Annotated in this window: 8 protein-coding genes; 1 reads left to right on the forward strand and 7 read right to left on the reverse strand. The window is 67.6% G+C overall.

The window, feature by feature from the left end:
• Positions 1-37: 37 nt before the first annotated feature.
• The 3 genes from J7E45_RS04820 to J7E45_RS04830 all read right to left on the reverse strand — a co-directional run bounded on the left by J7E45_RS04820 (position 38) and on the right by J7E45_RS04830 (position 3,185).
• Positions 38-883: a carbohydrate ABC transporter permease gene (locus J7E45_RS04820; RefSeq protein WP_091034929.1), complete on the reverse strand. Its 846-nt coding sequence runs from the start codon at positions 881-883 to the stop codon at positions 38-40.
• Positions 884-885: 2 nt separating this feature from the next.
• Positions 886-1,809, reverse strand: a complete 924-nt coding sequence (locus tag J7E45_RS04825; RefSeq protein WP_215067536.1) for a carbohydrate ABC transporter permease — start codon at positions 1,807-1,809, stop codon at positions 886-888.
• A gap of 80 nt (positions 1,810-1,889) precedes the next feature.
• Entirely contained in the window at positions 1,890-3,185 is a 1,296-nt protein-coding gene (locus tag J7E45_RS04830; protein WP_091034933.1) for a sugar ABC transporter substrate-binding protein, read from the reverse strand.
• Positions 3,186-3,414: 229 nt separating this feature from the next.
• Here J7E45_RS04830 and J7E45_RS04835 point away from each other — a divergent pair, with 229 nt between their 5' ends.
• Positions 3,415-4,221: a DeoR/GlpR family DNA-binding transcription regulator gene (locus J7E45_RS04835; RefSeq protein WP_215067538.1), complete on the forward strand. Its 807-nt coding sequence runs from the start codon at positions 3,415-3,417 to the stop codon at positions 4,219-4,221.
• Between the two features lie 163 nt (positions 4,222-4,384).
• On the opposite strand, the gene J7E45_RS04840 is transcribed toward J7E45_RS04835, so the two are convergent.
• The 4 genes from J7E45_RS04840 to J7E45_RS04855 all read right to left on the reverse strand — a co-directional run bounded on the left by J7E45_RS04840 (position 4,385) and on the right by J7E45_RS04855 (position 12,959).
• Positions 4,385-9,007: an ExeM/NucH family extracellular endonuclease gene (locus J7E45_RS04840; RefSeq protein WP_215067540.1), complete on the reverse strand. Its 4,623-nt coding sequence runs from the start codon at positions 9,005-9,007 to the stop codon at positions 4,385-4,387.
• Positions 9,008-9,244: 237 nt separating this feature from the next.
• Positions 9,245-10,003: an SURF1 family protein gene (locus tag J7E45_RS04845; protein WP_215067542.1), complete on the reverse strand. Its 759-nt coding sequence runs from the start codon at positions 10,001-10,003 to the stop codon at positions 9,245-9,247.
• 58 nt (positions 10,004-10,061) lie between these two features.
• On the reverse strand, positions 10,062-11,177 hold the full coding sequence (locus J7E45_RS04850) for a GuaB3 family IMP dehydrogenase-related protein (protein ID WP_091034943.1): 1,116 nt from the start codon (positions 11,175-11,177) through the stop codon (positions 10,062-10,064).
• Positions 11,178-11,270: 93 nt separating this feature from the next.
• Positions 11,271-12,959 carry an ABC-F family ATP-binding cassette domain-containing protein gene (locus tag J7E45_RS04855; protein ID WP_215067544.1) on the reverse strand — a complete coding sequence of 563 codons (1,689 nt, stop codon included), beginning with the start codon at positions 12,957-12,959 and terminating at the stop codon, positions 11,271-11,273.
• Positions 12,960-13,037: the final 78 nt, after the last annotated feature.

A 13,037-nucleotide genomic window follows, 5' to 3' on the forward strand; every position in this document is an offset into this window, starting at 1 on the left:
TGTTTCGTGGTGGTCGGAGCCCCGGACGGGACGTCGTTCAGCTCTTCACGGACCCGGCCGTGAGGCCGCTGATGAAGTACCGCTGGAAGAAGAGGAAGAGGATGAGCACGGGGATCGACCCGAGCACGCTCATGGCCATGATCTGGTTCCACTCGTAGGAGTGCTGGCCCATGAGGAGCTGGATGCCGATCGGCACGGTGCGCATGTCGATCGTGCGCGTGAGCGTCAGCGCGAACAGGTACTCGTTCCACGCGATCATGAAGGTGTAGATGCCGACCGAGACGATGCCGGGCACCGAGATCGGCACCAGGATGCGCCAGAGGGCCGTCATGGATCCGGCACCGTCGACCCGCACGGCCTCGTCGAGCTCCTTCGGGAGCGTGTTGAAGTAGCCGGTCATCATGATGATCGCGTAGGGCAGGGTGAACACCATGTAGGTGAGGATCAGCCCCGCGTACGAGTTGTAGAGGCCCAGCCCGACCATGAGCCCGAAGTACGGGATGAGCAGAGTGATGGGCGGCACCGCCTGCACGCTCACGATCACCACGTTCAGGATCCGCTTGCCCCGGAACTCGAAACGGCTGAACGCATAGGCGGCCTGGATCGCGACGATCAGCGTGAGCACGGTGACGGAGCCGGCCACGATGTAGCTGTTCAGGAAGAACCGCATCGTCTCGGCATTCGTGAAGATCGCGACGTAGGCGTCGAACGAGAACGTGTCGGTCAGCAGCCGCGGCGGCAGTTCGAAGATCTGCGTGTTCGACTTGAACGAGCTGGACAGCATCCACAGCACGGGCCCCGCGGCGAAGACCGCACCGATGAGGAGTCCGATCATGAGGCCGGTCTTGCCGACCCGACGCTGGTTCCGGGCGGTGAGAGCCATGGTCAGTCCCTCGCTTTCTGATGACGGACGTAGAACACGGCGAGCACCATCGACATCAGCAGCACGAGCACGGCAGAGGTCGACGCGAGCGAGAAGTCGTATTTGGCGAAGGCGAGCTTGTAGGTGAAGGTGCTGAGCACCTCGGTGACGTCGATCGGGCCGCCACCGGTGGTCATCCAGATGAGGGCGAACTGCTGCGAGGTCCAGATCAGGTCGAGCAGCACGAGGCTCACGATGATCGGGCGCAGCTGCGGGATCGTCACGTTCCAGAAGCGCTGCGTGGCGCTCGCACCGTCGACGGTGGCCGCCTCGTGGAGTTCAGCGGGAACGCCCTGGAGCCCGGCGAGCAGGCTCACCATGAAGAAGGGGTACCCCGCCCAGATGTTGATGAAGATGATCGTGCCCAGAGCGAGCTGGGGCGAGGCCAACCACTCGATGTCGGTGTTGAGCAGGAAGTTGACCACGCCGTTCGGGGCGAGCAGCATGCGCCAGAGGACCGCGATGACCGCGACCGTGAACAGCCACGGCAGCACGTAGAGGGCCCGGAAGAGCGACCGCGAGAACCGTCCGAGGAGCGGGCTGTTCAGCATCATCGCGAAGGCGAGGCCGAGCACGAGGTGAGCGGCGACGCTCGTCACCGTGAAGAGGATGGTGTTGCCCGTCGCCTTCCAGAAGCGCGGGTCGGACAGGATCTCGACGTAGTTCGCGATACCGACGAACTCGGGCGACTTGTTCAGGATCACGTTGTCCTGGAACGAATAGCCGATCACCATGACGATCGGCACGATCATCAGCACGAACAGCAGGATGACCGTCGGCGAGAGGAAGGCGTACGACTCGCCGGTCTTGCGCAGCTGCCGTCGGCGCCGCGAGAGTGCGACTCCGGTGACGATCACCTCGGTGTCGTCGGTTGTTCTGAGACTCATGGGAACTCGAGCTCCTTGGTTGGTCGGGTGCCGCATCGCGATCGCGATGCGGCACCCCGTTCAGGCGGGGAGACGGGAGGTCAGAACTCCGCTTCCCACGAGGCCTGCGCCTTCTTGAGCGCGTCGGGGATCGACTGCTGCCCGTCGAGCGCGGCCTGGAGCTGCTCACCGAACTGGCGCATGAGGTCTTCGGCGACCGGGAGGCCCGTGAACTCGTTCGCCGGGTAGCCGGCCTGGTAGATGTCGAACGCCGTCTTGAAGAGCTCGTCGTCGTTCACGAAGTCCGGGACCGACTTCGAGTTTCCGGGGAAGGCCTTGGCCATCGTGGACAGCTCGGAGTTCGTCTGCTCGCTCATCAGGAACGACACCAGCTTGAACGCCGCTTCCTTGTGCTCGGAGTTCTCGGCGACGCCGATGCCCCAGGAGGCGTAGGGAATGCCGCGTTCGCCGTCGTAGCCGTCCTCGGCGGGGATCGCCGAGATCGAGAACTTCAGATCGGGGTTCGTCTCGCGGATCAGGTTGATGTGCGCGAGCGAGTCGATCATCATGCCGGCGCGGCCGTTGGTGAACTCCTCGACCTTGTCCTGCTCCTTCATAGTGAAGGAGCCCGAGGCGATGACGCCGTCGTCCCACAGCCCGCCGATGTACTCGACCGCGGAGGTCACGTCGTCGTTCGTGAGGTCGGGCTGACCGTCTTTGAGCATCGAGCCCCCGGATGCCCAGACCCACGACATGACGTCGTTCTGCACGCCGTTCGGCGATTCGAGGGACAGCGGGAGCACCCAGCCCGAGACATCGCCGCCGAGCGCCGACACCTTGGCCGCCGCATCCGCGAATTCGGTGCGGGTCTGAGGGGGCGCGCTCACCCCGGCCTGGGAGAGCAGGTCGTCGTTCGTGAACATCGGGTAGACGAAGTTCACGACCGGGATCATGTAGGTGCTGCCGTCGACCTGGATCTGGCTGGCCAGCTCGCTGTCGTCGTAGTCGTACTCCTTCATGAGCGCGCTCAGATCGGCGATGACGCCCTGAGAGGCGAAGTCGTTCACCCACGCGCCGTCGAGCCCGACCACGTCGGGCATGGTGCCGGATGCCGCACCGGCGAAGAGCTGCTCCTTGGTGGACGCGTACGGGCCGCTCACCAGGTCGACGGTGATGTCGGGGTTCGCCTCCTCGAACTCGTCGATGAGTGCGCGGAACTCGCCGTCGGGCAGCTCCGGCTCCCACCACTGCGCGAATTCGATGGTGACCTTCCCGTCACCGCCGCTGTCGCCATCCGAGCCGGGCGTGCAACCCGCCAGGGCCAGAAGGGTAACCGCCGCGGTTCCGGCGCCGACGATCATTCGGGTTCGTCGCTGCCCTCTTCCGACTGTGCTCATCACTTCTCCTCGTTGAGATCGTGCCGCATCACGCGCTTCAATGCTTGTTCATGCGGTTTTGAGCCATGTTATGCCGTCTCATGCCGATTCGTCAAGCGCATTCTTCACGCTTTCGGACCCGCACCCCCGGCTTTCCGCGACATAACCGGACGCCCCCGCGTTTCGTCGACATGCCGTTTTCTGCACGAGTATGCCGCGTTGCCTCTGTTCCTGTGCTAGATATGGGTGCATGGATGCTTCAGCGACCGGACAGCGACGCCGTCTCCCCGCCGGACGGAAAGCCGACCTCGCCACCTACGTCGAGCAGACCGGTCAGGTGACCGTGAGCGATCTGGCGGAGCACTTCGCCGTGTCGATCGACACGATCCGCCGAGATCTCGACCAACTCGATCGAGAGGGAGTCCTGATCCGCACGCATGGCGGAGCGGTCAGCGCAGCCAGCGGCCAGCTCAAGGACCGCGCCCTCGACGTGCGCCTGCGCATGCAGACGGAGGAGAAGGAGCGCATCGCGCGCATCGCCGCCGGTCTCGTCGAAGACGGCTCCGTCGTGATGCTCAACGCCGGGACGACGACGCTCGCCGTCGCTCGTGCGCTGCGCAATCATCACGATCTGACGATCGCCACGAACAACCTGCGCATCCCCGGCGAACTGTCACCGTCGGTCTTCCGCGACCTGTACGTCTTCGGCGGGGCGGTGCGGTCGATCACGCAGGCCACGACGGGCCCCGTGACCTTCACGATGACCCCGGGCGGCCCGGAGGTCGACATCCGCTGCGACCTCGCCCTGATCGCTGTGGGTGCGGTCGACGAGGCCGGATACTCGACGTCGAACCTCGGCGACGCCGCCATGATGTCGGAGATGATCCAGCGCGCCGAGCGCACGGCCATCCTCGCGGACTCCACCAAGCTCGGGCGTCGGTTCTTCGCCCAGATCGCGCTGCTCGAGCGCGCAGACTACCTGATCACAGACGCTCCCCCTCCGCCGCGCATCGCCGCTGCCCTCGCGCAGGCCGACGTCCAGGTACTCACCCCGTAGGACCCGACGCCTGTTCGCGCCCGTGGGGTACGCGCCTCGGACTCCGAAGCCGTGCGGGGGCGGAGGCAGGCCGCGCGACGGCGACGACGAAGGCCGCCAGGATTGCTCCCGGCGGCCTCCGCCTGTGTCATCCGACTAGCGGATCAGAACCACTCTTCCCCGATCAGAACCACCGGGTGAGCAGTTCCCAGAGCCAGTCGAGGATCGCGCCGATGATGCCGCCGGCGCGGTTGACCGTGACCGTGGCGGTCGCCGCATCCCCGTCGGCCTGAGAAGCGGCGACGGTGTACTTGCCCGACGGCGCGCTCTTCGGCACGGTGACCTGGGTGCTGAACGTACCGTCAGCCCCCACCTGGACCGTGCCGACCTGGACCGGCTTGCCCTTCTTCGGACGCAGCTCGATGTTCACCGTCTCACCGGGCACGTAGCCTTCACCGGTCACCTTGAGGTTCTTGCCCGCCGTCACCTTGGACGACCCGAGGGCGATCGTGCCGGCGAACTCCTCCTCACCGGCGATCGTGAACGGCACCTGCACCGTCGTCCCGGTTCCGGCGACCGCGACAGTGAGCGACTGCTCGCCGAAGACGCCCGAGGGAACAGTGAAGGTGAGGCTGGCGCGCCCACCCTCATCGGTGGTGTCGACGACTGCGGGGTCGACGGCTCCGGTGGCGAGCACCGTGTCGCCCAGCGAGAGCGTCACATCGCCCGGCGCCGGCTCGCCCGCGCTGAAGGCCAGCGAGGAGAGCGACACCGTCACCTGGTCGCCGGCGCTGTAGCCGTCGGCATCCGCCGCGCTGACGGCGACACCGACCGCGCGCTGAGCCTGGTCGGGGCTCGCGGTCTTGTTCGCGTCGAACCAGTCGACCATCGACTGCAGGTCGATCTTGCCGGTGTCGCGCTTGCCCGCGCCCTCCTTGAAGGTGAAGAAGTTGTCTCCACCCGCGGCGAGGAACGAGTTGGCGGCGACCGTGTAGTTCGCTGCCGGGTCGACCGGCGTGCCGTTGAGCGTGATCGACGTGATCCGCGAGCCCTGCGCCGCGGTGGGGTCGTAGGTGTAGACCAGCCCCTCCGAGACTCCGAGCTTCAGGAACGGACGCGCCGAACCCGTCGGCTGCCACTGCTCCTCGAGCACGCCCTTCAGCTGCGTGCCGGTGAGCGTCAGCGTCACCAGCGTGTTGGCGAACGGCTGGACCGTCGCCGCCTCGCGATAGGTGACGTTGCCGTTCGGGTCGTTCGCGTTGGACGAGGCGTAGGTGAGGTTCGCGCGGATGCCTCCCGGGTTCATGAGTGCCAGGTCGGCGCCCGTGGACCACTGCTGCACATCGGCGACGAAGTTGCCGATGGTGGACTCGCCACCGCGGTTCTCCGTCTTGCCGTCGCTCTGGCGTGCGCGGTTGAAGTCGGCCGTGATGTCGCCGACCTTGATCGCGCCCAGGACGTCGGCCTCGGCCTTGGCCTGGTCGACGATCGCCTGCACCTCCGGCACCGCCGGGTACAGCGGCTTGCCGGCAGCGGTGAGGGGCTTGATCTCGTTGGTGATCGAGATCAGATCCTTCGTCTTCGGGTCGACCTTGATGTTCATCAGGCCCAGGTTCTCGCCGTACTGCCCCGCCGAGACGACCGGGCGGCCGTCGATCACGTGGTTGTACGCGAGGTGGGTGTGTGCCGACACGATCGCGTCCACGTCGTCGTCGACACCGTAGACGATCTCGCCAAGCGGCGAATCCGGAGTGATGCTCGACAGCTCGACGCTGGAAGCGCCCTCGTGCACGAGCAGGATGACGACATCCGCCTCACCGTTGGACTCATCGCCGTCGCGCAGATCGTCGGCGACCGCGTTCACGGAGTCGGCGATGCTGCGGACCTCGAGGTCCTTGATGCCCTCGGGCGAGACGAGCGAGTCGAGGTCTTCGGTGACGGCACCGACGAAGCCGACCTTCACGCCGTCGAGCTCCTTCACCCAGGCCGGTGCGAGCGCAGGCTCGCCGGTCTCGGTGACGAACACGTTCGACGAGATGTACTCCCAGTCCGCACGTTCCTGCACGCGGTCGCGCAGGTCTTCCCAGCCCTGGTCGAACTCGTGGTTGCCCGCAGCACTGACATCGAGACCAGCCGCGTTCAGCGCGTCGATCGTCGGGTTGTCATCGTTGATGAACGAGGTGAACGTCGAAGCCCCGATCAGGTCGCCGGCACCGGCGAAGATCGTGTTCGGGTTCTCGTCGCGGAACTGCTTCACGGCTCCCGCGAGGACGGCGGCACCGGCGGCAGCACCGTCGGCCTCGATCCGTCCATGGAAGTCGTTGACCGTGACGACGTCGATGCTCACCGGCGGGATCTCCGAGGAGACGCCGACGATGATCGGGTCATGGTCGCTGGACCGGTAGGGCGTGCCCTCGTCGGTGGCGCCGTACGCGTAGCCGCGGTCGCTCCACTCCGGCGAGTTGATGCCCCACACGCCTGCGCCCGTGATCGACGAGGCGAGCGACGGCGACGCGATCACGTGGTCGAGCGAACCGAGTTCACCGTCGAACGTGTACGTGTACTGGCCATCGGTCTTGTCGGCGACGAGGTCGCTCCACCCGTTCGACGTGAACACGTTGATCGGGTCTTCCTTGCCGTAGGCGTTGAAGTCGCCGATCAGCAGCATGTCACTGCTGCCGGTGGTCTCCTCGAGGTCGGCAGTGAAGGCGAGGATCGCATTCGCCTGCTTCACGCGGTCGGCGTTGAAGAAGCCCTGGCCGTCGGCCGGCTCCGCGCCCGCCCCCTCGGGCGGCGACTTCGACTTCAGGTGATTCGCCACCACAGTGACGACGCGACCGTCGATGTCGAACGCCTGCGCGATCGGCTCGCGGGCGTTGCCCCACACGGTCTCGTCGGTGACGGTCGCGCTGTCGCCCACCGTCTCGACGGCGTCTTTCTTGTAGATGATCGCGTTGGTGATGAAGTCGGTCGTCGCCGCATCGTTCAGCGCGGCCGGCGTGGGAACGTAGCCCCACACCTCGCTGCCGGCGTCGGCGTTGAGGCCCGCGACCAGGTCTTTGAGGGCCGTGTCGACGGGCTTTCCGAGCTTGACCGAGTTCTCGATCTCCATGAGGGAGACGATCTCGGCGTCGAGTCCGTTGATCGCCGCGACGATCTTGGACTTCTGGATCGCGAACTGCGCCGCGTTCGCAGCCCCGCGGGCGTTCGAGTTCTCGCTCTTGAGCGTCGTGAAGTAGTTGTAGACGTTGAAGGACGCGACCTGCACGTCGCCGCCCACGTCGGGCGCGGATGCGGTGCGCGGGTTCGTCGCCTCGAAGCCGACCTTGAGGTCGGCGGACGAGGAGTCGTCGATCGGCACGACGGGCTGCAGACGCCAGTCGTTGAAGCCCCACTGCAGCACGTAGCCGTTGTCGCCGAAGTCGACCGTGTCGCCGTTGCGGACGACGGCATCCTTCGTGAAGTACGGCTGCTCGCCCGGGTGCCCGCTGTTCGACACCTGGATGGACCAGCCGTCGTCGAGCAGGATGCGGTTGGCGCGGTTGGCTGCGGCGATCGCCGCGGCTTCGTCGCCCGGACGCGTGGTCTCGGTGCTCTTCACCGCGAGGTCGGCTCCGGCGTTCAGCCACAGCGAGCCGAAGTTGAACAGCTGGTGGCTGGACGCGAGGCGGTAACTGCCCTCGGGAGCCACGTACATGTTCTCGTACTGCTCGCGGTCGGCACCCTGCACCGTGGCGGGCAGGGGCGTGACGGCGGGAACGCCGACACCCGCGGTGAGCACCTTGACGTCGGCGGCCGCAGCGGGGTTGAGCTGCGTCTGGCCGAAGTACTCGCTCACGGAACCGGTGACCGAGACGAGGTCGCCGATCTCGAGGCTCGGAGCCAGTGCGTTCAGGAAGACGAACACGCCGTCGGAGGCACCGGGCGTCGCGTCCGTCGCACCGCCGGAGCCCTGCGTCTGGATGACGATGCCCTTGTAGCCGCCGGTGCGGTAGTCGGCGGTGACGACGCCCTCGACCTGCACGGTCTTGCCGCTCAGCGGAGAGACGTCGGTCGTGCCCTGCACCTCGGCGATCGTCGCCTTCGTCGGCTCGCCGCCCGGGTCCGTGCCCGGGTCGGTGTCGCCGGAGCTCTGCGGGGTGATGGTGGCCGAGAGCGTGAAGTCGGCGCTGTTGTCGTCGGTGTCGACACCGTCGGTGCGATTCAGCGACTTCACGTCGGTGTTGCCGGCGGGCGGGGTGGCCGCCTTCGTCTCGAACGTGTTCGAGGTGCCGTAGCCGAGCAGGTCGACCACGCCGTCGACGCCCACGGCCGAACCCGGGGTGAGTGTCACGGCGGCCGTACCCTCGACCAGCGCCAGCGTTCCGGTGGTGCCGCTCGGGGTCAAGGTGCTGACCACGTCGGGAGCGGGCAGTTCCGCACCGTTCGCGCCGTTGCTGTTGCCCTGCACGAGGTAGTGACCGCCGGCCGGGATCACGCCGGTGAGCGCGGCGACGCCGTTGGCGGCGCCCGTGCCGGTGCCGGACCGGTACTGCAGCGACATGCCGTCGAGGGTGATCGGCGCCGAGGTCGGGTTGTAGAGCTCGACGAACTTGTTCTTGAACGCCGCCCCCGCGCTGCCGCCGGAGAGGTACGCCTCGTTGATCACCACCCCCGTGCCGGTGGTGTCGGCTGTGGCGGGCACAGCGGCCAGCGAGCCGAGGCTCAGCGCGGCGACGCAGGTCACGGCGAGAGCGCCGATGCGCCCCCGACTTCTACGGTGCGAGACGGAACCCATGCGGTTCTCGTCGTCTGGAGCGGACATCATCGGTGCTGTCTCCTCGGTCGGGTTCGACACTTCTCAGGACTGACGCTGCACACAGGGGAAACTCCCAGCATGCTCACATGGTGCGAGCATACGTAGCGGTCCGGACATCCTCAACGGAGTTTTCCGATTCGACATCCAGCGCTCACCGGATGGCCTCGACGACCCCTGACGAAGGTCGCTATCGCGAGGCGACGGCACGCAATTGCGCACCGAATCGCGCGCGGATGCGCGGATCGATCAGACGCTTTCCGCGGCCGCAGCGTCTTCGAACTCTTCGACCTCGCGCTCCCAGGCGTCTTTCGCGAGGCGATACCAGAGGTAGAACGCGAACCCGGCGAAGATCGCCCATTCCACGGCGTAGAAGACGTTGAGCCAGTTCACCGGCGACATCTCCTCGGGGGCCGGCGACGAGATGTCGACCAGCCCGGCCGACGCGGTGGTCGAAGCCAGGTAGGGGCGGTAGACGTCGAGCTGCTCGATGTCGTGCCAGCGGCTGAGAAGCGCGGCGGGCGACATCCTGTCCAGCTGTGCGGGATCGGAGTGCGGGGGGACCTTGGGGCCCTCGTCCGAGATGATGCGCCCGGTGATATCGACAGGAGAGCCGTCGGCACCCGCCTCGAGTTCCTCCACCGCCGCGTCGGCGGTGGACCGATCCGGCGCCCATCCGATCGCGACCGCGATGGAGGTGCGCTCGTCGACGCGCAGCTGACCGGTGACCCAGTAGCCTTCGACGTCGTCGTTGAACCGGCTCGACACGACGATGAAGTCCTCGGGAACCCACGCACCGGAGGTCTCCACCCGCTGTCCCACCAGGGGCTCCGGGAGGTATTGCGCCGGCTCGAGGACGTCAGTGAGTTGCTGCACCTGCTCGGTCGCGCCGGGGTCCGGCGGATCGGTCTCGATCGCGCGCTCGAGCTGCCACTGGCCGAGCCAGGCGAACACACCGGCGACGAGGAGGCAGAGCAGCAGCATGCCGATCCAGCGTCCCCGGAGCATGACCTCACGAAGGGTCGGGGGGAACAGAGCAGGTGTCGTCACGGTGGTGCGCTGAACCTCAGGCCTCGTACGGCGCGAGCACGACCTCGACCCGCTGGAACTCCTTGAGGTCGGAGTATCCGGTGGTCGCCATCGACTTCCGCAGCGCACCGATCAGGTTCGCGGTGCCGTCGGCGACCGGCGCGGGGCCGTAGAGGATCTCTTCGAGCGTGCCGATGCCGCCGACCTCGACCCGACGACCGCGCGGGAGCTTCGGGTGGTGGGCCTCGGGACCCCAGTGGAATCCGCGTCCCGGCGCGTCGGTGGCACGGGCCAGCGCGACGCCGAGCATGACGGCATCCGCTCCCATGGCGAGCGCCTTGACGATGTCGCCGGAGGTGCCGACTCCCCCGTCGGCGATGACGTGCACGTAGCGGCCGCCGGACTCGTCGAGGTAGTCGCGTCGCGCGGCGGCGACGTCGGAGACGGCAGTCGCCATCGGCGCGTGGATGCCGAGGGTCGCGCGGGTCGTGGACGCCGCTCCCCCGCCGAAGCCGACGAGCACTCCGGCTGCTCCGGTACGCATGAGGTGCAGGGCCGCGGTGTAGGTGGCGGCTCCGCCGACGATGACGGGGACGTCGAGGTCGTAGATGAATTTCTTGAGGTTCAGGGGCTCGGCGACGCTGGACACGTGCTCGGCCGAGACCGTGGTGCCGCGGATGACGAACAGGTCGACTCCCGCACGAGCCACCGTGTCGTAGAACTCCTGCGTGCGCTGCGGCGTGAGCGAGCCCGCCACCGTGACGCCGGCCTCGCGGATCTCGGCGAGGCGGCGAGTGATGAGCTCGGGCTTGATCGGCTCGGAGTACAGCTCCTGCATGCGGACCGTGGCCGTTGCCTCGTCGAGACCGGCGATCTCGGCGAGCAGCGGCTCCGGGTTCTCGTACCGGGTCCACAGACCCTCGAGGTCGAGCACACCCAGTCCGCCCAGCTGGCCCAGCATGATCGCCGTCTGCGGGCTGACGACCGAGTCCATGGGGGCTCCGAGCACCGGGATGCCGAAACCGAAGGCGTCGATCGTCCAGGCAGTGGACACGTCCTCCGGGTTGCGCGTGCGCCGAGAAGGCACCACCGCGATGTCATCGAACGTGTACGCGCGACGTGCGCGCTTTCCTCGGCCGAGCTCGATCTCCATGGTCACCCCTCCAGCCTACCCGGCGGCCGGACGCCTCCGTGCGGGGAGGTGGATCCGAGCACGGGAGCCATTCCGCGTCCTGAACCCGCGCCGTCAGCGGGCGCGAGCCACCCGCTTCTCATCCCACACGGGTTCGCCCGATTCATAGACGTCACCGTCCGACCCGAAGACCAGGAAGCGGTCGAACGACCGGGCGAACCAGCGGTCGTGGGTGACCGCCAGCACGGTTCCCTCGAACCGAGCGAGCGCCTGCTCCAGCGCCTCGGCGGACTCCAGGTCCAGGTTGTCGGTCGGCTCGTCCAACAGCAGCAGCGTCGCCCCGGAGAGCTCGAGCAGCAGCACCTGGAACCGCGCCTGCTGCCCGCCCGACAGCGAGTCGAACGTCTGCTGCGCCTGCCGCACGAGCCCGTACCGGTCGAGCGCCGAACTCGCGGCATCCCGAGGCATCCCCGCACGACGGTCGTCGCCGCGGTGCAGGATCTCCAGCAGCGTGCGCCCGACGAACTCGGGGTGCGCATGGGTCTGCGCGAACAGTCCGGGAACGACGCGCGCACCGAGAGTCGCCGTGCCGGTGTGCGCCACCGCGCTCACCTGCTCTCCGGTCGACGTGACATGACCGAGCGTGGCATCGGGGTCGCTACCGCCGCGGGCCAGCAGCCGGAGGAAGTGTGACTTACCCGATCCGTTGGACCCGAGCACCGCGACCCGGTCGCCGTACCAGACCTCCGCATCGAAAGCACGCATGAGCCCGGTCAGCTCGAGCCGCTGCGCGACGACGGCGCGCTTGCCGGTGCGGGAGCCGCGCAGACGCATGTCGAAGTCCTGCGCGGGCGGGCGCTCCTCGGGTGGACCCGCCTCCTCGAACTTGCGCAGGCGGGTCTGCGCCGCCTGATAGCGCGAAGCGAAGCCGTCGTTCGCCGACGCCTTGACCTTGAGATTCGCGACCAGGGTGCGCAGTTTCTCGTGCTGCTCATCCCAGCGGCGACGCAGCTCGTCGAGGCGGTCCATCCGGTCGGTCCGCGCTTGCTGGTAGGTGGCGAACCCTCCACCGTGCACCCATGCCGTGGCGCCCGCGCCTCCCGGCTCGAGCGTGATCAGCCGGTCCACGGCACGGGCGAGCAACTCCCGGTCGTGCGATACGAGCAGCACGGTCTTGGGCGTCTGCCGAAGCTGCTCCTCCAACCACCGCTTGGTCGGCACATCGAGGTAGTTGTCCGGCTCGTCGAGCAGCAGCACCTCGTCGGGTCCGCGCAGCAGAGCTTCGAGCGCGAGCCGCTTCTGCTCACCGCCGGAGAGCGTCGTGAGCTCGCGATATCGCGCCCGCTCGAAAGGCACGCCGAGTGCTGCGACCGTGCACTGATCCCAGACGGTCTCGTGCTCGTAGCCGCCGGCGTCCGCGTACTCGGAGATCGCCGACGCGTACGCCATCTGCGTGTCGTGCTCGTCGCGCTCGATCAGTGCGTTCTCGGCGGCCTCGAGAGCTTCGGCCGCCGCGCGAATACGGGCCGGGGCGACGCGCGTCAGCAACTGGTGCACCGTCTCGCCCGCCTCGCCGTGACCGACGAACTGATCCATGACGCCGAGTCCGCCGTCGATGGTCACGACGCCGTCATCGGCCGCCTGATCGCCGCGGATGATCCGCAGCAGGGTGGTCTTGCCCGCCCCGTTCGGTCCGATCAGGGCGCTGGTGGAGCCGGCGCCGACCCGAAAAGTCGCCTCGTCGAGAAGCGGTCTGCCGTCGGGGAGCGTCAGCGAGACGCTGGAGACATCGATGTAGCCCACGGTGCGTGGCCGTCCTTCCGCCCGCGCATGCCGAGCCGACCAGGCTATCAGGCGTGGACGCCACGCACCGAACCGCGC

It is taken from the genome of Microbacterium sp. ISL-59 (assembly GCF_018613945.1).
In the GTDB taxonomy this organism is placed as follows: domain Bacteria; phylum Actinomycetota; class Actinomycetes; order Actinomycetales; family Microbacteriaceae; genus Microbacterium; species Microbacterium oxydans_B.